The sequence below is a fragment of the Noviherbaspirillum soli genome (genome assembly GCF_015352955.1).
GTDB lineage: Bacteria > Pseudomonadota > Gammaproteobacteria > Burkholderiales > Burkholderiaceae_D > Noviherbaspirillum_A > Noviherbaspirillum_A soli.
The window spans coordinates 126,873-149,595 of the sequence record NZ_JACYOX010000007.1; the positions used below are offsets into that span (position 1 = coordinate 126,873).

The 22,723-nt window shown below is 64.5% G+C and carries 20 protein-coding genes; 12 read left to right on the forward strand and 8 right to left on the reverse strand.

The features are described from left to right. Window positions 1-200: 200 nt before the first annotated feature. Together IGW04_RS08450 and IGW04_RS08455 are read right to left on the reverse strand one after the other, a co-directional pair. A complete protein-coding gene (locus IGW04_RS08450) occupies window positions 201-1,406 on the reverse strand; it encodes a cyanophycinase (protein ID WP_194712620.1) in 1,206 nt (401 codons plus the stop codon). 153 nt (window positions 1,407-1,559) lie between these two features. Further along, the gene (locus IGW04_RS08455; protein WP_194712621.1) at window positions 1,560-4,265 is read right to left on the reverse strand and encodes a bifunctional diguanylate cyclase/phosphodiesterase; all 2,706 of its coding nucleotides are present in this window, start codon (window positions 4,263-4,265) and stop codon (window positions 1,560-1,562) included. Window positions 4,266-4,738: 473 nt separating this feature from the next. Between IGW04_RS08455 and IGW04_RS08460 the strand changes: the two genes are divergently transcribed. The 3 genes from IGW04_RS08460 to IGW04_RS08470 all read left to right on the forward strand — a co-directional run bounded on the left by IGW04_RS08460 (window position 4,739) and on the right by IGW04_RS08470 (window position 6,757). Then, window positions 4,739-5,812 (forward strand): tartrate dehydrogenase, encoded by a 1,074-nt coding sequence (locus tag IGW04_RS08460; RefSeq protein WP_194712622.1) that lies wholly within the window; start codon window positions 4,739-4,741, stop codon window positions 5,810-5,812. A 276-nt stretch (window positions 5,813-6,088) separates the two neighbouring features. Beyond that, the gene (locus IGW04_RS08465) at window positions 6,089-6,457 is read left to right on the forward strand and encodes a DUF3140 domain-containing protein (protein WP_194712623.1); all 369 of its coding nucleotides are present in this window, start codon (window positions 6,089-6,091) and stop codon (window positions 6,455-6,457) included. Between the two features lie 99 nt (window positions 6,458-6,556). Further along, entirely contained in the window at window positions 6,557-6,757 is a 201-nt protein-coding gene (locus IGW04_RS08470; RefSeq protein ID WP_194712624.1) for a hypothetical protein, read from the forward strand. 73 nt (window positions 6,758-6,830) lie between these two features. Here IGW04_RS08470 and IGW04_RS08475 read toward each other — a convergent pair whose 3' ends face one another. After that, entirely contained in the window at window positions 6,831-8,183 is a 1,353-nt protein-coding gene (locus IGW04_RS08475) for a DUF2254 domain-containing protein (RefSeq protein WP_194712625.1), read from the reverse strand. A gap of 223 nt (window positions 8,184-8,406) precedes the next feature. Next, window positions 8,407-8,916 carry a DUF305 domain-containing protein gene (locus IGW04_RS08480; protein ID WP_228526943.1) on the reverse strand — a complete coding sequence of 170 codons (510 nt, stop codon included), beginning with the start codon at window positions 8,914-8,916 and terminating at the stop codon, window positions 8,407-8,409. Window positions 8,917-9,155: 239 nt separating this feature from the next. On the opposite strand from IGW04_RS08480, the gene IGW04_RS08485 reads away from it, so the two are divergent. Beyond that, on the forward strand, window positions 9,156-10,214 hold the full coding sequence (locus tag IGW04_RS08485) for an SDR family oxidoreductase (protein WP_194712626.1): 1,059 nt from the start codon (window positions 9,156-9,158) through the stop codon (window positions 10,212-10,214). An 87-nt stretch (window positions 10,215-10,301) separates the two neighbouring features. Here IGW04_RS08485 and IGW04_RS08490 read toward each other — a convergent pair whose 3' ends face one another. After that, window positions 10,302-10,829 carry a DUF421 domain-containing protein gene (locus IGW04_RS08490; RefSeq protein WP_194712627.1) on the reverse strand — a complete coding sequence of 176 codons (528 nt, stop codon included), beginning with the start codon at window positions 10,827-10,829 and terminating at the stop codon, window positions 10,302-10,304. Between IGW04_RS08490 and IGW04_RS08495 the strand changes: the two genes are divergently transcribed. Together IGW04_RS08495 and IGW04_RS08500 are read left to right on the forward strand one after the other, a co-directional pair. Further along, window positions 10,809-11,135 carry a hypothetical protein gene (locus IGW04_RS08495; RefSeq protein WP_194712628.1) on the forward strand — a complete coding sequence of 109 codons (327 nt, stop codon included), beginning with the start codon at window positions 10,809-10,811 and terminating at the stop codon, window positions 11,133-11,135. The two genes, IGW04_RS08490 and IGW04_RS08495, sit on opposite strands and share 21 nt — an antisense overlap. Before the next feature lie 253 nt (window positions 11,136-11,388). Further along, complete coding sequence (locus IGW04_RS08500; RefSeq protein ID WP_194712629.1) at window positions 11,389-12,021, forward strand: PEP-CTERM sorting domain-containing protein; 633 nt, start codon at window positions 11,389-11,391, stop codon at window positions 12,019-12,021. Between the two features lie 32 nt (window positions 12,022-12,053). On the opposite strand, the gene IGW04_RS08505 is transcribed toward IGW04_RS08500, so the two are convergent. Together IGW04_RS08505 and IGW04_RS08510 are read right to left on the reverse strand one after the other, a co-directional pair. After that, on the reverse strand, window positions 12,054-12,365 hold the full coding sequence (locus tag IGW04_RS08505; RefSeq protein WP_194712630.1) for a hypothetical protein: 312 nt from the start codon (window positions 12,363-12,365) through the stop codon (window positions 12,054-12,056). A gap of 320 nt (window positions 12,366-12,685) precedes the next feature. Next, entirely contained in the window at window positions 12,686-13,516 is an 831-nt protein-coding gene (locus IGW04_RS08510; protein WP_194712631.1) for a class I SAM-dependent methyltransferase, read from the reverse strand. A gap of 307 nt (window positions 13,517-13,823) precedes the next feature. On the opposite strand from IGW04_RS08510, the gene IGW04_RS08515 reads away from it, so the two are divergent. Beyond that, window positions 13,824-16,703: an insulinase family protein gene (locus IGW04_RS08515; protein ID WP_194712632.1), complete on the forward strand. Its 2,880-nt coding sequence runs from the start codon at window positions 13,824-13,826 to the stop codon at window positions 16,701-16,703. Between the two features lie 563 nt (window positions 16,704-17,266). On the opposite strand, the gene IGW04_RS08520 is transcribed toward IGW04_RS08515, so the two are convergent. Beyond that, window positions 17,267-17,758: a GNAT family N-acetyltransferase gene (locus IGW04_RS08520; protein ID WP_228526944.1), complete on the reverse strand. Its 492-nt coding sequence runs from the start codon at window positions 17,756-17,758 to the stop codon at window positions 17,267-17,269. Window positions 17,759-17,910: 152 nt separating this feature from the next. On the opposite strand from IGW04_RS08520, the gene IGW04_RS08525 reads away from it, so the two are divergent. The 5 genes from IGW04_RS08525 to IGW04_RS08545 all read left to right on the forward strand — a co-directional run bounded on the left by IGW04_RS08525 (window position 17,911) and on the right by IGW04_RS08545 (window position 22,646). After that, complete coding sequence (locus IGW04_RS08525; protein ID WP_194712633.1) at window positions 17,911-18,261, forward strand: hypothetical protein; 351 nt, start codon at window positions 17,911-17,913, stop codon at window positions 18,259-18,261. A 187-nt stretch (window positions 18,262-18,448) separates the two neighbouring features. Then, window positions 18,449-19,183: a cysteine peptidase family C39 domain-containing protein gene (locus IGW04_RS08530; RefSeq protein WP_194712634.1), complete on the forward strand. Its 735-nt coding sequence runs from the start codon at window positions 18,449-18,451 to the stop codon at window positions 19,181-19,183. Then, window positions 19,180-20,649: a RimK family protein gene (locus IGW04_RS08535; RefSeq protein ID WP_194712635.1), complete on the forward strand. Its 1,470-nt coding sequence runs from the start codon at window positions 19,180-19,182 to the stop codon at window positions 20,647-20,649. The genes IGW04_RS08530 and IGW04_RS08535 overlap by 4 nt, the downstream gene beginning before the upstream one ends. After that, window positions 20,646-21,860 (forward strand): carboxylate-amine ligase, encoded by a 1,215-nt coding sequence (locus IGW04_RS08540; RefSeq protein WP_194712636.1) that lies wholly within the window; start codon window positions 20,646-20,648, stop codon window positions 21,858-21,860. The genes IGW04_RS08535 and IGW04_RS08540 overlap by 4 nt, the downstream gene beginning before the upstream one ends. Window positions 21,861-21,881: 21 nt before the next feature. Next, entirely contained in the window at window positions 21,882-22,646 is a 765-nt protein-coding gene (locus tag IGW04_RS08545) for an N-formylglutamate amidohydrolase (protein ID WP_194712637.1), read from the forward strand. The last annotated feature ends 77 nt before the right edge of the window (window positions 22,647-22,723 follow it).

Below are 22,723 nucleotides of genomic sequence, written 5' to 3' on the forward strand. Positions count from 1 at the left end.
ATCACCGGGTCGCCTTTTCTTGCCTACTTCTTTTGGCGAAGCAAAAGAAGTAGGTCGCCTGCCGGGGCGAACTCCCGGCCTGGCCATGACGACAGTGCATTCGTGTTGCGTCACCCGGCAACGCAAGGGCAGCACTATCGTAGTAAAGCAATGAAAGCAATGAAAGCAATCAAAGCGATGCCAGCCCCCAATCCCCCACCTCAATAAGGCGACGCAGTCAACTCCCCCGACACCGCATCAACCGTCCGCCCTCCCACCCCCCGCCATTCCCCAAGATTGAACACCGTCCTGGAGTCAGCCAGCTTCTGTACCTCCACCGTCGTCATGGTCAGCGGCTTGCCATCGACGCAACTGGTGGGCGGATTCAGCGGCCGCACGAAATACACCGCGCTTTCGGTGGTGGTGGACGGATTGGTCACGCGGCGCGCCGTAACGCCAGTGCCGTCGCCCTGCACCAGCAGCGCCGTCTCCACACCGATGCCGATGCCGCGCGCAGTGCCGGTCCCGCTGCCAGCCGGCAGGATGCCGCCACTGCAGCCAGTCGTGCCGTCGGGCTTGACCAGCCGCGCGACGAAGGCAAACAAGCGGCCCATGCGGTCGCGGGTATCGAGATGGGAGTCAGTGATCAGGTTGGCCAGCGCGGGCGGCGCTATGAAGCCGGCGGTCACTGCCAGCGGCGCCGGGTCCAGCGTCATGTATTTGTTGTAAGGGTTGGACAGCGCCTGCTTCGAAGTGACCGTGCCGTTAAGGGCGGCGTAGTCGAACTGCCCCAGCACGGCCAGCCCGGCGCTGGTGCCGCCCAGCGGTATGTTCTTCGCCATCAGGTTTTTCAGCGTCGCATCGAGCCTGGTGCCTTTCCAGTAGCGGATGTAATCGGCCTGGTCGCCACCGGCGATGAAGACCGCATTGGCGCGCCCGACGATGGCATTGACCGTATCGTCATTGGCCGCCTCGACGCTGGGAATGACCAGGGTTTCCACCGAACTCAGCCCGAGCGCGGCGCCACCTACCCACAGCTCGGCCGGCGGCGACGAGGTCGAGGAAGCATCGTTGCTGTAGTAGATGTACGGGTTATAGGCTTCGGTGCCGGTGGCGCGGATCACCACGAAGCGGCCGCCGGTTTTCGGCGTGATGCCCGCGCGGCTGATCATCCAGCGAAACGCCTCGTCCACATCCGGGCCGCCGCCCATCAGCACGAAGGACGACGCGTTCAGCGTGGACGGCGTGCTCACTGCGGCATCCGGATTGCCGGTGGCGAAGTAGCTATACGATGTAGTGGAACCGGCTTTCCTGGAACCCGCCACCGCCGCCGGCGGCGTTGCCAGCAGCAGCGCCAGGCCGGCTGCAACAAGGCCTTGTCTGGCCAGGCAACGGCCGGCGCGCAAGAGTCCAGTTCGGGTAGTCATAGTGGGAATTCTCCGTGATTGAATGGGTGAGTGGAATGCAGCGAGAGGGCTGCCTGGAAACCACCTGCTGGAAAGGCGCTGCAAGCTGTGCCATCGACGAGCATGAACATCGATAGTCACATAAAAAAATGCCACTGGAAAGCAGCAGGCGGTTCAGCCCTCAACCTGGTTTTCCACCGCAAACAGGAAGCGTTGCTGCATCAGGCGCGCCACCGCATCGGCCGGCAATGGCCGTGAGACGAAATAGCCCTGCACCTCCTCGCATGCCAGCTCCTGCACTGCCGCCAGTTGCCCGGCTGTTTCCACGCCTTCGGCAACCACCCGCATCTGCAGCGCATGGGCCATCGAGACAATCGCCCTGAACAGGGTGGCGTCGCTGGCGCTGTTGTCCAGTTCGGAAGTAAAGGCGCGGTCGATCTTCAGGCCATCCATGTCCAGCCGCTTCAGTTGCGCCAGGCAGGAATAGCCGGTGCCGAAATCATCCACATACAGGCGAATGCCCGCCTGCTGGATCGCCGCCAGCTGCAGCATCGCCGGGCCATCTTCCGCCACCGTGGCTGATTCGGTGATTTCCACCTGCAGCAGGCGGGCCTCAAGGCCGTTTGCCTGCAGCGCGCCGGCAAGGATGGCGCCCAGGTCGCCGGCATCGAGCTGCTGCGCCGAGACATTGATGGAGACCGGCACCAGCGGCAAGCCCTGTCGCCTCCAGCGCGCGAGCTGGGCGCAGGCCATGCGCACCACTTCCATCCCGAGCGGGACGATCAGGCCGGTCTTTTCCGCCAGCGGGATGAATTCATTCGGCGCCATCAGGCCCTGCACCGGATGGTTCCAGCGCACCAGCGCTTCCATGCTGGTGATCTCGCCGCTGTCGCTGCGCACCCTGGGCTGATAGTGCAGCAGCAGCTCGCCATTCTGGATTGCCAGCTTCAGCTCGGCTTCCCGGTTCAGGCGGGTGACCAGGCGCCGTTCGAACTCGGGCTCGAAGAAGCGATAGCTGCCCTTCTTCGCGCCCTTGGCGGCATACATCGCGATGTCCGCCTGCTTGAGCAGGGCCTCGCCGCTGGTCCCGTCATCCGGGAAGATGCTCACGCCGACCGAGGCATGCACCACATGCTGGCGCTTGCCGCTGCTCAGCATGAAAGGCTGCCACAGCGTGTCGATCACCCGCTCGGCCACCGCTGCCACCTCTTCCCGCGTTTGGGCTGCCTGCACGATGATCGTGAACTCGTCGCCGCCGAGCCGGGCCACCCTGTCTTCCGGGCGTATCACTGCATTGAGCCGCAGCGCGGCCGCCTTCAGCAATTCGTCGCCGGCCGCATGGCCCAGGGTGTCGTTGATGTTCTTGAAGTCGTCCAGATCGACGAACATCACGGCCAGCATGCGTCCCGCCTCGCGGGCCTGCTCCACCGCTGCCGGCAGATAGCCGGTCAGCCAGTGGCGGTTGGGCAGCGACGTCAGCGCGTCGGCATTGGCCATCTGCTCCAGCGCCTCCTGGTGCAGCCGGCTTTCGGTGATATCGCGCAGCGTCACCGCCAGGCCGGCGCTGGAGCGCACCAGGCGTCGCTGCATCCATTGGACGGACCTGCTCCCGCGCTGCGGCAACTGTATTTCATCTTCATACAGGCCGTCTGCCATCGCCTGGCGGCAGGCCGCCAGCATGTGGGTATCGAACAGGCTGGGCAGCATGGCCGACAGCGTCTTGCCGATCAGGACCCCGCGTGCCATGCCTCGGTACATTGCGCCACGCTCGTTGCAGTCTTCGATCAGGAAATCGACAACCTCGCGGTTGGGGCCATACAGCGGTCGCAGCATGTAGAACCCCTCCCTCGCATTCTCGGTCGCGATGCGATAAGCCTCATGCACCTCGCGCATATGGTGTGCGCGCCACACCCGCAACGCCGCATGGCGCACGCAGGCGGCGGCGATCAGCGCGAGCACCAGGCTGCCAACGCCGGCAATGAGCTGGATTTCGCGGTAGCGCGGCAGATACGCTTCCTTCAGCGCGCCTTCGGACACGCCGACGATCGATACCAGCGGATAGCTCTGCACCGTATGCCAGGCAACGATGCGCGCCTTGCCATCCGCATACCGCGCAGCCTCGCGCACGGTGACGCCCATCCGCTCGGTCACGGGCGAGGTGTTGCGGAAAATAGGGTCGCTCACACGGAATTCGTTGCGCGACTTGGCCGCGATAAAGCTGCCGTCGGTATTGCGGATCGAGACGAAATCATCCCGGCCGAGCTTGGTATCGTCCACGAAGGACGCCAGGAATTCCGGATCGACCGCAATTGCCAGCACGCCGGCGAAGCCGCCGTCGGTGTCATCGATGCGGCGCGACAGAATCATCACATTGCGCTCGGAGACGATGCTCCTCATCGGATTGGAAATCGCAAGCGCCTTGCTGGGGCTGGCGGCATGCGCCCTGAAATAGGCACGGCTTGCCACGCCCTGCCAACCTTTCGGCTCCGCCAGCGTCGAGGTCAGCAGCTTGCCGGTCTGGTCGAACACGCTGATGGAGATGCGCGCCGCCGCCGGCACCAGGCCGGCGTTGACCTGCTCCTCGAGATGCAGCGCACCGCCATTCTTCTGCCAGGAAAACAGCAGGCTCTGCATCAGGTAGTCAAGCTGGCCTATGCTGCGCTCGATCTGGTCGGCATAGGTGCGCGCCTGTGCCGACGCGTTGGCAAAGGTGCGATCGCGCAGGTCGCGCTGCTCGTAATGGATGGTCGAGGCCGCCCAGAACCACAGGCCCGCGATCAGCAACGCGCAGGCTGCGGGCCAGGGAGCCAGGGAGGAGGCATGACCGCGGAGAAGACTGATCTTTTGCTGCAGCGACGGAATCTGGGGCGTTGCTATCATGAAAACATGGGCTTAAGCAGACAGGCGCGGAAAGTTTAACTTAGTTAAATCGATTATCGGACATAAATTCGACGGGGTTGTTTATGCATGGAAATTACTGTTTTGATTAAGCGCCGCCTTGTAAACCCTTGTACACCCTTGTACACCGGAGATGCCGGACCATCCACCCGGCGGCCTTGGCAAGCGCCGGATCACTGCCTTTCCCGGCGCAAGCAACATTCAGCTCGAACCCCAACGCTGTCATTCCTTCGCCCGCGGAAGCGTTTTCTTTCACTGAATCTTGCGAAATGCAGACCAATCCGATTGGCTGCCATTATTCACTTCGCCGCCATCGCAATGTGAATCGATGTCCGCCCAACATGGCGCCGCAAGCCCTACAATCTGCTCTGCGAACGAGGCCGCGGCCGACCTTGCCCTGTCGGCATCACGAAACATGACTCGGCGCTGCTCATACAAAATTAACTGGAGACAACATGCGTACACATAAAATCGCGGCGATCGGCGCCGACGGCATCGGTCCGGAAGTCATCGCTGCCGGGCTGGAAGTTTTGACGGCGCTGGCCGAGAAGGACGGCGGCTTCCGGCTCGAGGTCGAGCACTTCCCCTGGAGCTCGGCCTATTACCTGGAGCACGGCCATTACATCCCCGAAGGCGGCCTGGAAAGGCTGAAGCAGTTCGACGCGATCTTCTTCGGCGCGGTCGGCAGCCAGCAGGTGCCGGACCATGTATCGCTGTGGGGCCTGCGCCTGCCGATCGCGCAGGGCTTCGACCAGTACGCCAACGTGCGGCCGGCGCGCGTGCTGCCCGGCGTGAAGAGCCCGCTGACCAATGGCGAGGACATCGACTGGGTGATCATCCGCGAGAACTCCGAAGGCGAATACTCGGGCAATGGCGGCCGCGCCCACCGCGGCCTGCCGATCGAGGTCGGCACCGAAGTGGCGGTGTTCACCCGCGCGGGCGTGGAACGCATCCATCGCTTCGCATTCGAGCTGGCGCGCAAGCGCCCGGCGAAGCACCTGACCCTGGTGACCAAGTCCAACGCACAGCGCTTCGGCATGGTGATGTGGGATGAAATCTTTTACGAAGTCGCCAGGGATTATTCCGATGTCAGGACCGACCGGGAACTGGTGGATGCGGTCACCACGCGCATGGTCTTAAAGCCCAAGTCGCTGGACGTGCTGGTGGCCACCAACCTGCATGCCGACATCCTGTCCGATCTGGCGGCCGCGCTGTCGGGCAGCCTGGGCATCGCGCCCACCGCCAACCTCAATCCGGAACGCCGGTTCCCGTCGATGTTCGAGCCCATCCACGGCTCCGCCTTCGACATCACCGGCAAGGGCGTGGCCAATCCGGTCGCCACGTTCTGGACCGCGTCCATGATGCTGGAACACCTCGGCGAAACCGTCGCCGCGCAAACCCTGATGCGGGCAGTCGAAGCGGTCACGGCAAGCAAGGTGCATACGCCGGATCTGGGCGGCAAGGCCAACACGGCAGACGTGACCCGCGCCGTGTGCGACTACATCGCCAACGCTGCGCCGGCAGCCTGAGCGCAGGGCACTTCCGGCCTGGCACAACGGTTTGACCCGCTGCGCCAGGCGCCTGCCGACAAACTCCCTCGCCTCCTCGGAAGCGGCCTTCCCCCTTCTCTCGAAAGCCGGCGGCACGCCTGCCGGAAAAATGCGCTGCTGTTGCGCCAGCCGGCATCAGGCCGGAAACCGGCAGGAAACCTTGCCGCGTCTTCTTGTCCAAACCGGGAGCCGGCCGACGTGCTCCGGCCCTTGGCCTGCCCATGCAGGCATAAGACTTTTTAAATGGAGAAGCAGATGACCGGAAACGTTAACGCCGACGACAAGGACCAGAAGGAAGAAAGGAAAAAGACCATTGCCGATTTCAAGCAGGCGGTGAACATGACGCCTGCCCAGCTCGAGAAATGGCTGGCCAGCGAAGATTCCAAGCGCGTGGGACAAAAGCACGGCGCCGGCGAATCGGTGGGCCATCAGTCCGGCCGGCGCATCATCGAGCTGCTGCACACACCTGCGGCGGAGCTGAGCGAAGACGACCTGGCGCATATGCGCAAGGTGGTTGGCTATGTCCACCGCCATCTGGCGCAAGGTCCGAGCAAGAGCGATCCTGCGACCAGCGACTGGCGCTATTCCCTGATGAACTGGGGCCACGATCCGCAGAAAGACTGAAAGCGGGAATTAAAGGCGGCATGGCTGCGCCGCGCCTGCTGCGCGCCACTTGCTTTGGACGCCTCCCGGCCGGCGAATGAAACAGGCAGAGCAGAAACGATGGCGATGCGCCCGGGCATGGCCGTGGCCTTTCCGGCCATGCCCGGGCGCCATGGCCCATCCTCAGGAAATGACCTTGTTGATCCACAGGGTTTCCGGCATGCCGAGGCCCTTCCATGCGGCGCCTTCCGCTCGACCACCCGCAAGAACGCCTTCGTCGACTACCTCGCCGCCTCGTTCGACCAGGCGCCGGGCGGGTAGGTGCGGACCCGGGGCTTGCCCTGTTTGTCCGTCCTTGCATGCGCCACCGGCCACCCCGAATACTGAAAGGGCGTCAGCCGACATCCGCGTCCTGGCTCACGAGCGCGCGCCGTGCAGCGTGATAGCGGCCTTCCAGTGCCTGCCTGTCCTCGTCAAGCTGCATCGCTTCCCTGGCGCCCCTGGCGATCATGTCGGCATGCCTGGAAAGCGCCACCCGGTCGGCCGGCCGGCGCGTGAACGCGGCAATCACGGTGATGGTTTCCAGCAGGCGCAAGGTGACATCCGTGTTGGTCCTCGCATACTGGCGCAACTGATGGAATGCGGTGTCGGCCAGCGCGGGGAAAGTGGGCGCGCTGGCCACGACCCGCAACTGTCCGCTGTCGTCGCGGCGCAGCGCATCGGGCATGGCGCGCCGCGCCAGGCGGCACAGGGCCGAGCCGATGCGGTCCACGCACGAGATCGCGGTGAAAGGATCGTTGACACCCGGCGACAGCGCCCTGGTCGCTATTTCGACCAGCTGCAGCAAGGCGAACTCGACATCCTGCGCCGAGGTGCGCTGGTTGCCCAATACGAATGCCGCCAGCAGGCGCTCGCGCGCCTTCTGGTCGACACGCTCCGGCGGCCAGACAGACAGCAGCGGCGTGCCGCCCACGATATAGTGGCCAGGCCGCCGCTCCATCCTGAGCACCGTGTCGCTTTCCGTGGCAAAGGCCATCAGCAGCTGGTGATCGATGATCTGCAGGTAGCCGTCGCCAGCGGCCAGGATTTCGCATCCGGGCCGTTCCATGGCCCGCATCGCCTGCGCCGGATCGGCTTCTTCCTGCTGCCCGGGCCCGTCGCATCCTTCGCCGATCTGCTCGGGGAACAGCTTTTCCATGGTCTCATCGAGTTCAGCCGCCACCCGGGCGATCACTTCCTCGGCCTGGATCGAGACTGAAACATGGTGTATGAAATAGATCAGCACCCACAGGCTTGCGATGGCGAATGCCACGCCCAGCGTCACGGCCAGGTGCGGCACGAAGGCGCCCTCTTCCGGCCTGCGTATGGTGCGCAGCACCAGCATGCAATACAGAAAGGTCGCGATGAAGGTACCGAGCACCAGCTGGTTGCTGGTGTCGCGCATGAAGTTGCGCAACAGGCGCGGACCGAACTGCGAGGAAGCCAGGGACAGCGCCACCAGCGTCAGCGAAAATACCACGCCCGCGATGGTGATCATGGATCCGGCAATGGTCTGCAGCACGGCGCTCGCGCCCTCGGCGCCGCCGCCATAGACCCATGAGGCGCTGTTGAGCCATTTGTCGTCAAGCCTGTGGTCCAGCATCACCGCAAGTAGCGCAAGCGCCACTGCGGCAGCCGCCATCAGCGAAGGCAGGAACCAGAAGCTGGCCCAGACGTGCTCCCAGTACTTGAGCAGCTTCGCCCTCATGGCAATTGCGGCCGTGATGCATCCGGCTTGCTGACGACGGGTGATGTACTTGGCACGCGGCCTCCCTGGGGTGAAGGAATCGGCGCCGGCAGCCGGCCGCATCCCGCGGACGAGCCGGCCTCTCATCACACGGATGCTAGCAGCCCCGGGGCAGACAGTGGTTGTGGGAAATCGTATGGCAGCGTTTCCATGCCGCTGGAAGGAGGCACCTCGCGGTGCCGGCCTATCTTTTCCCCAGTTCGCCGACCAGGCCCTTCATCTCGGCTATTTCCTTGCGCTGGGTTTCAATGATCCCGTCGGCCAGCTTGCGAACCCGCGGATCGTTGATGCGCGCTCGCGAACTGGTCAGTATCGCAATCGAGTGATGCGGGATCATCGCTTTCATGTACGACACCTCGTCGACCGTCGCCTGGCTGCGCACCAGCCAGAGCGAAACGCAGAAAACCGCGATGCTGCCGATGAAGATGGCGATGTTGGCGCTGCGGTTGGTGTACATCCCCAGCATGAAGGCAAGCATGATGAAGGCCATGGCGGCTCCCATCATCAAGGCCATCCAGGCGCGCGTCTCGCTGAAGAAGACATGGTCATACTCAAAGGTGTTCAGATACATCATTCCGAACATGACGACGGTCGAGGTCAGAATCATTATTGCGAATCGCGCATACCTGTTCATCGGTGCTCCTTCTGGCTGGGATGGATGGAAGGCTTCCGGAGGACGGCTTGCGGCAGGCATTCCGGGTTAGCCTGATACGGCGCCCAGGCTGCGCGGGCGACTACTGGAAATGCATCCCGGCTCCCCGGGTGCGGAGCCGGCATTACCGTTGAGATGTATCGATGAAGCGATGGTTCCTGGGCAAGCGCGCTGCAAGTGCATTTGCGCAAACAATATTGAACCCGGTATGCGCGCGCCGGTCAAAAGTTTCATGCTGGCGCGCGCGTTCCCGCAGTCGCTCCTTTCATCGAAGGCATCGCATGACTGATACTCATCGACCCGAAGTGGTTGTCATTACGGGCGCCAGCGCGGGCATCGGCCGCGCCACGGTGCGTGAATTCGCCAGGCATGGCGCTTCCATTGCGCTGCTGGCGCGCGATGCCGAGCGGCTGGAGGCTGCCTGCGCAGAAGCCCGCGCGCTGGGCGCCCGGGCCGTCGCAATACCTACCGACGTGGCTGACCCTGAGCAGGTCGAAGCTGCCGCCGCACAGGCCGAGACAGCGCTGGGCCCGATCGATATCTGGGTCAACAATGCGATGGCGACCATCTTCGCTCCATTGGCCAAGATCACGCCCGAGGATTACCGCCGCGTGACCGATGTGACGTACCACGGCTATGTATGGGGCACGATGGCGGCCCTGAAGCGCATGCGGCCGCGCAGGCGCGGGGCCATTGTCCAGGTTGGCTCGGCGCTTGCCTATCGTTCGATCCCGTTGCAATCGGCCTATTGCGGCGCCAAGCATGCGGTCAAGGGCTTCACCGAGTCGCTGCGCACAGAGCTCTTGCATGAGGGAAGCGACATCCACCTGACGATCCTGGAAATGCCGGGCGTGAACACGCCGCAGTTCGACTGGTGCAAGACCACGCTGCTGCGTCATCCCAAGCCGATGGGGCCGTATTACCAGCCCGAAGTGGCGGCCCGGGCCATTTACTGGGCAGCCCATGCCCAGCGTCCCGAGCTGTATGTCGGCGCGCCGTCGGCCATGACCATACTGGCGGAGAAGGTTGCGCCGCGGCTTCTGGACCGCTATCTCGCGCGCACCGGCTTCAAGGGTCAGCATACCGACGAACCGATCGCCCGCGACCGGCCATCCAACCTGTGGCAGCCGGTCCCAGGGCCCTACGCGGCGCGGGGCAGGTACAGCGCCGGCGCGCATACGGGAAGCCTGCAACTCTGGGCCAGCATGCACCGCGCATGGTTCCTGGCCGGCGGCGCGGCATTGGGACTGTTGTGTGGCGCGCGCCTGCTTGCAGGCAAACGTCCGGGCGCAGGCCCCGCCTCGGGCGGCGGTCGTTCGCTGGCAGGCAGGAAAGACTGAGGGCGCGCCGCCTGGCAGGTGCTGCCGCAAGCCCGGCGCAGGCGTAGCCTTCCGCAAACGCCGACAGCTATGCGGTAGCGCGAAAGCTCAGTGCTGCAGCCTGTCCCCGGCTCCCTGGACACCCTCCAGCGCAGAACCCGAGCCAAGCTTCTCGGCAGAAATGATGGAGAGGCTGCCATCTGTTTCCAGGATGACCGCAGCGACCTGCTCCAGGTTGCCCATGCCCTTCTGCCGCACCGCAGTCCGGATTTCGTCGCTGGTGATGCGCACCTTCCGCATGGCATCGTCGAGCATGCGGCCGTTGCGCAGAAGCAGGGTGGGCGCGGTCTTGATGATGGTGTTGACCGCGCCGGACCGGACTGAAAGCCAGGTAATGACAAATTGCAGCAGCACCAGGAGGGCAATGGCGAAAAGGCCTTCGGCCAGAGCAATGTCGCTGCTGATAAGTATGGACGACAGCGTCGAGCCAAAGGCAACGGTCACCACCAGGTCGAATGAATTGAGCTTGGACAGCGTGCGGTTCCCGCTCAGCCGCATCATCACGATGCAGCCGATGTATGCCAGCGTGCCGACCAGGAAGACCCGCCACAGATCATGCATGCTGTCGAAGAACATTGTTTTCCTTATTCAGGTCAGGGCAGGCACGTCTCCGCCGGCCCGGGACTGATGACGAATGGCAGCCTGCAGTCATCAGCATCATTCCTGCACAAATCGCTGGCCATGACGCGCCTGCTGCGGCTTGCAATCGCGCTTCGCCGCATTCCGATGGCGGCTATTCTTCCATGGCCAGCGCGACGCTCGCCCTGCGCAGGCCATGCGCCCATGATCCGGATCAACCGTAAGCAACTGTCTTCGGGCAAATGCAATTCTTCAAACTCACTTTGGCTTCAGCGCACCATGCGTTCGCCCCAACGTTTTTAACAGTACGCGCGAGCCATGTCCCTGCCCCGATTGACGCTCCGGGCAGTCGTTTGTTCAGCCGCGCCATCTGCCAAAGGGAGGATTGCGCATCGACGCCTGCCGTGCAGCAGGCCTGGCAACCTCGATGTTGGCCTCGCTCAAAAAGCATGCAGCCGCGCTATCGATAATGGAAAGGGCCAGGTTTTCTTGCCAGCATCCGCGGCAAGCAACACGCTGATTCCGATGGACCACTTTGCATACCCAGGAGGTCGCCATGAGAAAGTCGATCAAGGCCGTCGTGCTCGGCAGCGCCTTTGCCCTGCTGCACACCCTGACCGGATCGCAATCGCTGGCCGCGACAGTGACCTTTCAAGATCTGGACGAGGGCTTCCTTCCCGGGGTTGACCGGTCCGAGAGCCAGATGAATTATGCGATCGCCAGGAACTTCGTTCTCTCTGCCGGCGCCGGCAATCCGCCCAGCGCGCTGGTGGGCTATCCGGCGACGCAAAGCCCGGTCCCGGGCGCGCCCAGTGCGCCAACAGTCTTTTCCACCTTCACGGGGCGCGACTTCACCTTCGACGGCTATGACATCGCGGCATTGGGCCCGGTCGCGCAGGGCGATGCCTGGCTGTTCCGTGGCCTGTTGGGCAATGCACTGCAGTTTTCCTTCCTTGATACCGCGCCGCAAGACTTTGCGACCCGCACAACCGGCCTGGGAGCGCCGATCGACAGGCTGGAAGTCTGGGTGCAGCCCGGCACATCGGTCGCGTTCGCAGCCGACAATTTCCGTTTCACGCTGGAAGGCGAGGCGGCGCAGGTGCCGGAGCCGGCCACCCTGCGCCTGCTTGGCCTAGGCCTGGGCCTGCTTGCCGTGGCTCGCGTGCGCAGGCGCGGCACGGCGCTGTAATGCCCGCGGCGTTGGCCCGGCCGCAACGGGTGTCAGCGCTGTGAATTGCGTAAGAGCAGGCGGACTTCTCCGTCGATCGCCTGCTTCAGCACCTCATGCCCGAATGGCGCGTCCAGAAAGACGCTGTTGTTATTGTCGGAAGAAACGCAGAGCTGTATCTTCCATGGCCTGCCGGCGCCATCCAGCAATATCTTGAGGGTGCGGGTCGACCGCGACGGATGCCATTCGACATTTCCAAGAAAATATGTGCGCCAGCTGCCGCCATGCGGCGCCTCGGCGACCAGGCCGAATTCCCGGGTCAGGCATTGGTGAAGGTCGTCGAGCGTGGAATACGTTGCCGCCATGGGCCGCCTGTCAAAAAGGGAATTGCATGCTGGTCACAACAGGTTCTGCGCCATGACATACCGGCCATCTCCCCTGTCAAGGAATGTAGCCATCAAGTCTCGCATGATTTTCGTTCTCGGTTTTCCCTGCCTGACCGCCGAAGACTAGGCGCTGCGGCAAGTGCGGTGCGATGTCAGCAAGGTCGCGTACCGGACAACGCCGGCCCGCTATGACGCAGCGCGCATGGCCGCGATGGCAGCTGTCGTGGCCGCCATCGCGGCTGGCCTGGTAATCGGCACCTGGCCCATCTCCTGGCAGCGCCGCGCCGGCCGGCCCCGGCTCAGGCCTTGCGCTCCACCACCACTTCCAGGTAGGGGCTGGGCAGCACCAGCGTGCCGTCGCCTGAACGGTTCAGGCTTGCCATCAGGTCCAGCAAGTCCTGGGCAAAAGCCTGCTGCCGGCTCTCATCGAGCGCGGCAAATGCCTTGTTCATCGGGCCGTAATAAGTGCGGAACACGTCCAGCCAATGCTGCGGCGAGCGATAGCGGAAGACGAATGCACGCTCGGCAATGCGGATGTCGGCCGCGACCTGGCCGAACATTTCCTCCAGCCTGGCCCTGGTGCCCCACGATGCCGGCGATTTCACGCCTGCCGCCGGCGGGATGTATCTGCCTATCGTCCTGAACACCTGCCCGATGAAGCTGTCCGGCGTCCAGTTCGCCAGGCCGATCCGGCCGCCCGGCCGGCACACCCGCGCCATCTCGCTGGCCGCCCTGTCCTGGTCCGGCGTGAACATCACCCCGAAGGTCGAAAGCACCACGTCGAATGCCGCATCGGCGAAGGGCAGGTTTTCCGCATCCGCCTGCTGGAAATCGATGGCAAAGCCATTGGCCTCGGCGCGGCGGCGGGCGCTGTCGAGCAGCGTCGGCACATAGTCGGTCGACGTGACCTCGCACCAGCGGCGGGCCGCCGCCAGCGTCGCATTGCCATTGCCGGCGGCCACGTCGAGCACGCGCATGCCGGAACGCAGATCAAGCGCCTCGCAGAGATTCTCGCCAACGATCTGCAGCGTGCTGCCGATCAGGGCATAGTTGCCAGTGGACCAGGCCGCCTGCTGGCGCGCCTTGACGGCGGCCAGGTCGGCCACGGGATTGGGACTGGGTGAGGACATGGAAGGCTCCTTGTATCAACCTGGGACGGTTGGAAGAAACGCAGGCTCAGGGAAGGCGCGCGACACCAGCCTGCCCGGTCGTCACGGGCAGAACACCTGCGTCGTGCGCCTGCGCTAACGCTTGCGGCTGAACTTTGTCATACTCCATCGCGCCGCCGCGCCATTGATCTTCGCTAATGGCGCCACCAGATAGGAGGCCCAAGAGGCGTAATGTGCTGCATGTCATCGCTGGATTCTGTCAACGGCGCGCCGGCCGGCAATCTAGGATAAACTGCTATACAAATTAAATCATCAATAGGATTAGTCAATGACCTTCATTGAAAAGCGTGTCCGGCCCGTCAAGGTCATGCAGGCAGTGTTGAAAGAATACGAGCATCCCGCCAGTGGCGCCCGCCACATTCATCTGGCAACCGACGATCCCGAAATGGTTTTCCTGGTGGCCTTTCCCACCGTGCCGGACAAGGACGATGGCCGCGCCCATATCCTGGAGCATCTTGCGCTGTGCGGCTCGCGCCGCTACCCGGTGCGCGACCCGTTCTTCTCGATGCTGCGCCGCTCGACCGCGACCTACATGAATGCGATGACCTATCCCGACCGCACCGTGTACCCGTTCGCCAGCACCAGCGAGGCCGACTTCTTCAACCTGCTCGGCGTCTACCTGGACGCGGCCTTCTTCCCGCAACTCGAATACCTGGACTTCCTGCAGGAGGGCTGGCGGCATACGCTGGAGAACGGCAAGCTCGGCTATGGCGGCGTGGTGTTCAATGAAATGAAGGGTGCGTTCGCCGACCCGATGCGGGCATTGGCGCAGGGCATGGACGCCGTGCTGTTTGCCGGCACCACCTATGCAGTCGAGTCAGGTGGCGATCCGCTGGCGATTCCGTCCCTGACGCATGACGATCTGAAGCAATTCCACGCCAGCCATTACCATCCGTCGCAGGCGGTGTTCATGACCGCCGGCGCAGTCGATCCGGCAGCAGTACAGCGCGTCATTGCCGAGCATGTGCTGGACAAGCTGTCGGGCCAGGCGCCGCGCATGATGCCGGAACTGGCGCCGCAATGGGACGCGCCGCGCAGCAGCACCATCCGCATACCGTCGCCGACCGCGCGCGACGATGAATACGGCATGCAGCTGGCCTGGCTGGCCGGCGAATCGGCCGACCCGATGGCGTATTACCGCGCGCAGCTTCTGGAAGCCGGCCTGGTGGGCGACGCCTCGGCGCCTCTGCTGCATGCGATGGAGACGGCCGGCTATGGCAGGCCGTCCGCCTTCAACGGCATGGACCCGAGCCACCGCCAGCTGGTATTCCACCTGGGCATGGAAGGCCTGACCCGCGAACAGACCGAAGAGGCGCGCGCGCTGATCTGGCGGACCCTGGAAAAGACCGCGCAGACCGGCGTGCCGCACGCGGTATTGCAGGCGGCGCTGCGCGACCTGCGCTTCTCGCAGCGCGAGATACAGGGCGGCCAGCTGCCGTACGGCATGCGCAAGCTGCTGCAGGCCCTGCCCTTCGAGATGGCCGGCGGCGACATCATGACCGCCTTCGACAGCGAAGCCACGCTGGCGAAGCTGGAGCAGGACATCCGTCATCCGGAATTCTTCAAGTCCATGGTGCGCGAACTGCTGGCCGCGCCGACCCGCCTCACCGTCACGGTGGAGCCGGATGCGCGCTATTTCGAGGCGCGCAATGCGGTCGAGGAAGAGCGCCTGGCGCAGCACGCAAGCGCGATGGACGAGCGCGAGGCGCAGCGCATCGCCGCCGAAGCCGAAGCGCTGCTGGCGCGCCAGCGCCAGCCCGTCAACAACGACCTGCTGCCGCGCATCCGGCCGCAGGATGTGAGCCCGCTGCCGCGGCCCCTGCACGACCTGCCCGAAGACAGCGGCCGCCTCCTGGGCCTTCGCATTGCCAGCAACGGCATCAGCTACGGCCGCGTGGTGTATGACGTGTCCGCCTTCGACGAAGCCGAGTGGCCATGGCTGGACCTGTACGCCGAACTGCTGCCCGACCTCGGCGTGGGCGCGATGAATTTCGCCGAAGCGGCATCCTGGCGCAAGCAGCTGGCGCCATCGTTCTCGGTCGACCTGGATGCGCAGGAATCCCTGAAGGCAGATGCGCCGGCCCTGCGCATCAACCTGGCCTTCTCGTCGCGCAATGTGCGCGAGGAGCAGGAGGCGATTGCGCAGGTGCTGTCGAAGTCCATCCGTGAAGCCCGCTTCGATGAAAGCGAGCGGATCGCCTTCCTGATCGACCAGATCGCGGAAAACCAGCTGCAGGACCTGGCCGACCAGGGCGACCAGTACGCCGCGATTGCGGCCGAACTTCCCTATTCCCTGCGGCGTCGCTTCCAGGACGCCGTGGACGGCGCAGGCGCGCTGCGCTTCTACAGCGCCCTGTCGCGGCAAATCGAATCCGACGATGGCCTGCAAGCCATCTGTGAACGGCTCTCGGCGCTGCACCAGCGCGTGCTGGCGGCGCCGGTGCGCATCATCGGCGCCGGCGTGGGAGAGGACGGCGCGCATCTGGCGCGGCTGATCGATGTCCCTGGCGCCGACCCCGACAGCGCGCCTACCCCGCCGCAGCGCGAGCGCGGCGCGCCGGCCAGCGTGGCGCTGACGGCGCCTGCCCAGGTCAACCACTGCTTCGCAAGCTGGGCGGTGCCGCGCCTGGGCCACGAGGACGCGCCGGTGCTGTCGGTGCTGGCCAACCTGATGACCAACCAGGTGCTGCACCAGGCCTTGCGCGAGGAAGGCGGCGCCTATGGCGGCACCGCGCGCTATGCGGCGCACAGCGGCGTCTTCACCATGCTGTCCTACCGCGACCCGCGGCTTGCCGGCACCTATGAAGACTTTGCCCGTGCCGTAGCCTGGGTGGTGGAAGCGCCGCTGGAGCGCGAACATATCGAGGAAGCCATCATCGGCGTGATCGGCGAACTCGACAAGCCGCGCAGCCCGCATCATGAAGCGCTGCAGGCATGGCAGCTGCGGGAAGCCGGCGTCACGCAAGCCATGCGGGAACAGTTCCGGCGCGGCGTGCTGGAATGCACCGAGCTTCAGCTCAAGGCAGTGGCCATGCGGCATCTGCAGAATGCGCAGCCGAGCCGTGCTGCGTTTGCCGGAAACGCGGCGCAGGATCTGGCCGGCCTGGAAGTGGTGGACCTGATGGCGCTGGCCGGCCAGGCGGCCTGAGGAGATTGGCGCTGGCATGCGCGCTGCCGTTGACTTCCCAGTCTCGTTGAACGAGGCCCGCCGCGAATAAGGTGGGGCGTTCGTAGGGTGCAATACCCCGAAGGGGCATTGCACCTCGGGTCGATCAAGGAAATCGGCCGACGATGCGATACCGGTCTGCGAAGGGCGGTGCAATGCCCTTCGGGTATTGCACCCTACCAAGCGGCTGATGGCGCTGGCCGGCCAGCGTTCGTAAGGTGCAATGCCCCTTCGGGGTATTACACCTTGGGTCAATCAAGGAAATCGGCCGACAATGCGATACCGGTCTGCGAAGGACGATGCAATGCCCTTCGGGTATCGCACCCTACCGAGCGGCTGATGGCGCTGGCCGGCCAGCGTTCGTAGGGTGCAATACCCCGAAGGGGCATTGCACCTTGGGTCGATCAAGGAAATCGGCCGACGATGCGATGCCGGTCTGCGAAGGACGGTGCAATGCCCTTCGGGTATTGCACCTTACCAAGCGGCTGGCCTTGCAGTTGAACTTGCCATTCGAATGCCCTGCTTCGGCATCGCCGGCAAAGCAGCTAATCATGCTCCTTCAACGCCATGCCATAGCTGATCCCATGCTGCCGAAAGCCAAGCTGCTCATAGAAGCGATGTGCATCGCGCCGCTTCAGATTGGATGACAGGATCAGCTTGTAGCAGCCGGCCTGCCGCGCCATGAACAGCGCTTCCCGCACCATGGCCTCACCGATGCCGCGCCCGCGCTGCGTGCGGCTCACCACCACCGCATCCAGAAGAGCCTGAGGCTGTCCGCCTTGCGAAGGCGACGCAAAGATCATCAGCGAAAAGCTGGCCACCGGCTGCCCGTCCAGGTAGACGAGGTAGGCGCGAAAGTGCGGGTAGGCGGCCATGTCCGCCAGCACGGCACGCATTGCCGCATGGTCGATGTTGGTAACGGCGGCCGGGTCGCTGTCATCCATTTCGGCCTGCAGCGTTGCCAGCAACGCGGCGTCATCCTGCGTGGCGACACGCAATTCAATATCGGGCAAGCTGCCCGCTTCCATCGTGCTCATCGAACTCTCCCCTGATTGACAGGGTGCACTATGCGCCGTGTAAGGCGTGCTTACAACCGTAACCAACGCTTACATCTCCATGGTCAACTGCCTGTCGGCAGGGCGCGTTAGTGGAGGGCAGGCAAACTGCTCAACCACTTGATGAGGGCTTTATGAAAAATCTGATCGTTATGTCCGTTGCCACCCTGTTCGTCAGCGCCGCCTTTGCACAGGCTCCCGCGGCAACCACCACAACGCCAGCCGCACCTGCCACCACGACCACCACTACCACGGCACCCGCCACCAAGGCAGCAGTCAATGCCGAGGCCAAGTCCGAGAAGGCCGATGCCAAGGCCAGCGAAAAGATCGCCAAGGCAAAAGCGGACGAGAAGGAAGCCGTGAACAAGGCTGACGCCAAGGCGGAGAAGTCCAAGGCAAAGGCGCATGCCAAGGCAGACAAGAAAGTGGCCGAAGCGAAGAAGGACAGCAAGGAAACCAAGGTCGATGCCACGACCACGAAGTAAGCATCATCCATGACACAAAGCCGGGTTCGCCCGGCTTTTTTGCATTCCCGGCCGGCATCACGCCGGCCCGCCATCGGCGCGGCGGTTGATCGAATTCGTATTGCCGGCTTGCCGGAGACCGCCGCACCGAAACTTTTTTCGGCATGGCAAATCTGACTGGCAATGCCGTCATCGCCTGCCAGCCACCGTGCTTACCAATCGAATCGAGCTTCCCGTCAACATCCATCCCCAGCCGGACGAGACGACCTGCGGTCCCACCTGCCTGCATGCGATCTACCGATACTGGGGAGATGACGAGCCGCTGGGCAACCTGATCGAGCGCACCGGCAAGCTGGCCCAGGGCGGGACCTTCGCCGTGCTGCTGGCCTGCGATGCCCTGCGCCGCGGCTATGACGCAACGATCTATACCTACAACCTCAACGTGTTCGACCCCAGCTGGTTCAACGGGTCCGGCATCGATATTGCCGAGCGCCTGCGCATGCAGCGCGAGGTCAAGGCGGACTACCGCCTGCGGCATGCCACCGAAGGCTATCTGGAATTCCTGCGGCTGGGCGGTCGGCTGCGCATGAAGGACCTGACGCGCGGGCTGGTGCAGGGCCTGCTGCGGCGCGGCTTTCCGCTGCTGACCGGACTCAGTTCCACTTACCTGTACCGCGCCATGAGGGAATACGGTACCGACGATACGCCGGACGATGTGCGTGGCTTGCCCTCCGGCCATTTCGTGGTGCTGGCCGGCTATGAGCGCGAGCGCCGCAAGGTGCTGGTGGAAGACCCTTATCAACCCAACCCGTTTGCCGGCGCGCACCAGTACTGGCTGGGCATGGACCGGGTGCTGGGCGCGGTGCTGCTGGGCATCGTTACACATGACGCCAACCTGCTGGTGATCAGGCCAAGGGATGGGACGCGGCGGGATGCCCGATGAAGATATTGTTCGTTGTAAGCCGGCCGGAAGACTGGCCATGCAACATTCCCGGCATTACCGCCATCGCCGCCCGCGACTACCTGATCGACCCGGCCTTCGGCGAGTCGGCCTCGACCCGGGTGTTCAACCTGTGCAGCAACTACCGCTACCAGAGCCATGGCTATTATGTGTCGCTGCTGGCGGAGGCGCGCGGACACCAGCCGCTGCCCGGGGTGGAAGCGCTGAAGGACCTGCAATCGAGCGAGCTGCTGCAGAATGTCAGGGACAGGCTGGGCGACCTCGTCAGCTGCACCTTCGCGCCGCTTGAACGGGAGCAGGTCGAGCTGCGCATCTACTTCGGCCATGATGCCGGCGGCGAGCGCCGCAACGAGCATCTGTGCATGGAGCTGTTCCGCAGCCTTTCCGCGCCCATCCTGCATGCGCGCTTCAAGCGCACCGCCGGCAACTGGCGGCTGATGACGATCCGCGCCGGCGAGCCGGGCGAGATTCCCGAAGCCGACCGCGCCGTTTTTTGCCACTCGGTGCAGGCCTACATGCAGCAGCAGAAGATACGCAGCACGCGGCCGGCAGGCGAAGCGCCGCTGATCGCCATCCTGCATGACCCGCAGCGCGAGGAAGCGCCGTCCAATCCGCAGGCGCTGCACAAGTTCTGCGAGGCCGCCGCCATGCTGGGCATGAAGCCCAGCCTGATCACGCGCCGCGACGCCGGCCGCCTGGCCGAGTTCGATGCGCTGTTCATCCGCGACACCACCAACGTCAACCACTACACCTATCACCTGTCGCGCCTGGCCGCGGCGGCCGGGCTGGTGGTGATCGACGATCCCGACGCCATCCTGCGCTGCACCAACAAGATCTACCTGGCCGAGCTGCTGACCCGCCACCACATGCCGATACCGAAGACGCTGGTCGTCCATCCCGATAATATCGACCGCATCATCCCGACGCTGGGCCTGCCCTGCATCCTCAAGCAGCCGGACGGCGCCTTCTCGCTGGGCGTGGCCAAGGTCCATACCGAAGAGGAACTGATGAGCAAGGTGTGCGAGCTGCTGCGCCATTCGGAACTGGTGCTGGCCCAGCAGTACCTGCCGACGGAATTCGACTGGCGCATCGCGGTGCTGGACAACCGGCCGCTGTTCGTGTGCAAGTACTACATGGCGCCGGGACACTGGCAGATCATCCGGCATGACAGCGCGCAGACCAGCGAGGGCAGGACCGAGGCGCTGTCCATCGGCGAGGCGCCCAATGAGGTGATCGACATCGCGGTGCGGGCGGCGAACCTGATCGGCGATGGCTTCTACGGCGTGGACCTGAAGGAAGTGGATGGACAGTGCTACATCATCGAGATCAATGACAATCCGAATGTGGATGCCGGCAACGAGGACGGCGTGCTGGGCGATGCGCTGTACCGTGAGGTGATGGGCGTGTTCAACAAGCGCATCGAGGCGCTGCGGGGGATGAAGCCATGAGCGCGCCGCTGCATGCCTTCGGCGGCGTCGGCATCGAGCTGGAATACATGATCGTCGACCGCGAGACCCTGGACGTATTGCCCGTGGCCGACAGGCTGCTGGCGGCCGCCCCAGGCAGCGAGGACCATGAAGTCACGCATGGCGAGATGGGTTGGTCCAACGAGCTGGTGATGCACCTGGTGGAGGTGAAGAACCTGGCGCCCGCCGCGTCGCTCGATGGCCTGCCGGCCGCTTTCCGGCGCGAGGTCGACCAGATCAATGCCCTGCTTGCCGGCATGGGCGCGCGGCTGATGCCGGGCGCGATGCATCCGTGGATGGACCCGGACCGCGAGACCCGGCTGTGGCCTTATCAGAACCAGGACATCTACCAGGCCTACGACCGCATCTTCGACAGCCGCGGCCATGGCTGGTCCAACCTGCAGAGCATGCATGTGAACCTGCCGTTCGCCGGCGACGACGAGTTCGCCCGGCTGCATGCGGCGATCAGGCTGGTGCTGCCGCTGCTGCCCGCGCTGGCCGCCAGTTCGCCCTACGCCGACGCACGCGATACCGGCTATGCGGATTACCGCATGCATGTCTACACCCACAATGCCGACCGCATGCCGTCCATCGCAGGCCTGGTGGTGCCGGAAACCGTGCGCAGCCAGGCCGATTACGAGGCCCGCATCCTGCAGCCGATGTATGACGATATCGCCGCGCTGGACCCGGACCATGTGCTGCGTTATGAATGGCTCAATTCGCGCGGGGCCATCGCCCGCTTCGACCGCGACGCCATCGAGATCCGCGTGATCGATACCCAGGAACATCCCGGCGCCGACCTTGCCGTGGCCGCCGCCGCGGTGGACGTGACGCGCCAGCTTTATACCAGCGGCGACCTCGGCGCGCAGCAGGAGATCGCCACCGAAGCGCTGGCCGCCGTGCTTGCTGTCTGCATCCGCGACGGCGATGCCGCCGTGATCGACAACGCCCACTATCTGCGGCTGCTCGGCTTCACCGAAGCGCGCCTTCCCGCGGCCGACATCTGGCGCGGACTGCTGCAGCCGCTGATGGCCAGCCAGGGCGAAGCCTGGTGGCATTCGCCGCTGGAGACGATCCTTCGGCATGGCACGCTGTCAAGGCGACTGCGCGATGCCATCGCGCGCGAAGGCATGACGCATGCCTGTCGCCGGCTGTGCGATTGCCTGGAGCGGGGCCATGCCTTCCTGCCGTGATGCGCGCTACCCGCCATGCACATGGCCGGGCGCCGCGCCGGGGCTAGCGATGTGACAAGGGACGACGGCTTCCTGATCAGTTGCGAACATGGCGGCAACCGCATTCCCGCCGCCTACCGTCATTTGTTTGCCGGCCACGGCGCGGTCCTGCGCAGCCACCGCGGCCATGATCCCGGCGCGCTGCGCATGGCGCGCGACCTGGCGGCGGCGCTGGCTGCGCCGCTGCATGCCTGCACCGTCAGCCGCCTGCTGATCGAGCTCAACCGTTCGCCGCGGCATGCCCGCCTGTACTCCGAATTCACCCGGGACGCCGGCGCCGAGCTGCGCCGCGAGCTGATCGAACGGTATTACCTTCCCTACCGCGATGCGGTGGAAAGCCGCATCGGCGCGATGATCCATCGCGGCCTGCGCGTGGTGCACCTGTCGTCCCACAGCTTCACGCCGGAACTGGACGGCAACGTGCGCGATGCCGATATCGGCCTGCTCTACGACCCGCGCCGCGGCGGCGAGCGCGCGCTGTGCCGCGAATGGCGGCTTGCGCTGGGCCGGCATGCGCCAGGGCTGAAGGTGCGCATGAACTATCCGTATGCCGGCACCGCCGACGGCTTCACGACCTATCTGCGGCGCCGCTTTCCCGGCACCGACTATCTCGGCATCGAGCTGGAGATCAACCAGCGCCATGCGACAGCGGGCCCGGCATGGCGCGCCTTGCGCGAGGCCGTGATTGCCTCGCTGCGCGACGCGCTGCAGTCAGGCCGCGCCGAAGCCGGAGCCCATCCCTCCTGAATTCCGCGGCAGCGCTGCCGCTGCTGTCATTGTCATAAGCACGTCACACGTGCTTCCTATACTCCGCTCACCCTGAA

What these genes read in the sequence shown, in the direction of transcription:
- IGW04_RS08450 (WP_194712620.1), bottom strand. Translation starts at nt 1,406, where the DNA reads ATGACTACCCGAACTGGACTCTTGCGCGCCGGCCGTTGCCTGGCCAGA.
- IGW04_RS08455 (WP_194712621.1), bottom strand. Translation starts at nt 4,265, where the DNA reads ATGATAGCAACGCCCCAGATTCCGTCGCTGCAGCAAAAGATCAGTCTT.
- IGW04_RS08460 (WP_194712622.1), top strand. Translation starts at nt 4,739, where the DNA reads ATGCGTACACATAAAATCGCGGCGATCGGCGCCGACGGCATCGGTCCG.
- IGW04_RS08465 (WP_194712623.1), top strand. Translation starts at nt 6,089, where the DNA reads ATGACCGGAAACGTTAACGCCGACGACAAGGACCAGAAGGAAGAAAGG.
- IGW04_RS08470 (WP_194712624.1), top strand. Translation starts at nt 6,557, where the DNA reads ATGGCGATGCGCCCGGGCATGGCCGTGGCCTTTCCGGCCATGCCCGGG.
- IGW04_RS08475 (WP_194712625.1), bottom strand. Translation starts at nt 8,183, where the DNA reads ATGAGGGCGAAGCTGCTCAAGTACTGGGAGCACGTCTGGGCCAGCTTC.
- IGW04_RS08480 (WP_228526943.1), bottom strand. Translation starts at nt 8,916, where the DNA reads ATGCCTGCCGCAAGCCGTCCTCCGGAAGCCTTCCATCCATCCCAGCCA.
- IGW04_RS08485 (WP_194712626.1), top strand. Translation starts at nt 9,156, where the DNA reads ATGACTGATACTCATCGACCCGAAGTGGTTGTCATTACGGGCGCCAGC.
- IGW04_RS08495 (WP_194712628.1), top strand. Translation starts at nt 10,809, where the DNA reads ATGCATGCTGTCGAAGAACATTGTTTTCCTTATTCAGGTCAGGGCAGG.
- IGW04_RS08490 (WP_194712627.1), bottom strand. Translation starts at nt 10,829, where the DNA reads ATGTTCTTCGACAGCATGCATGATCTGTGGCGGGTCTTCCTGGTCGGC.
- IGW04_RS08500 (WP_194712629.1), top strand. Translation starts at nt 11,389, where the DNA reads ATGAGAAAGTCGATCAAGGCCGTCGTGCTCGGCAGCGCCTTTGCCCTG.
- IGW04_RS08505 (WP_194712630.1), bottom strand. Translation starts at nt 12,365, where the DNA reads ATGGCGGCAACGTATTCCACGCTCGACGACCTTCACCAATGCCTGACC.
- IGW04_RS08510 (WP_194712631.1), bottom strand. Translation starts at nt 13,516, where the DNA reads ATGTCCTCACCCAGTCCCAATCCCGTGGCCGACCTGGCCGCCGTCAAG.
- IGW04_RS08515 (WP_194712632.1), top strand. Translation starts at nt 13,824, where the DNA reads ATGACCTTCATTGAAAAGCGTGTCCGGCCCGTCAAGGTCATGCAGGCA.
- IGW04_RS08520 (WP_228526944.1), bottom strand. Translation starts at nt 17,758, where the DNA reads ATGAGCACGATGGAAGCGGGCAGCTTGCCCGATATTGAATTGCGTGTC.
- IGW04_RS08525 (WP_194712633.1), top strand. Translation starts at nt 17,911, where the DNA reads ATGAAAAATCTGATCGTTATGTCCGTTGCCACCCTGTTCGTCAGCGCC.
- IGW04_RS08535 (WP_194712635.1), top strand. Translation starts at nt 19,180, where the DNA reads ATGAAGATATTGTTCGTTGTAAGCCGGCCGGAAGACTGGCCATGCAAC.
- IGW04_RS08540 (WP_194712636.1), top strand. Translation starts at nt 20,646, where the DNA reads ATGAGCGCGCCGCTGCATGCCTTCGGCGGCGTCGGCATCGAGCTGGAA.
- IGW04_RS08545 (WP_194712637.1), top strand. Translation starts at nt 21,882, where the DNA reads ATGGCCGGGCGCCGCGCCGGGGCTAGCGATGTGACAAGGGACGACGGC.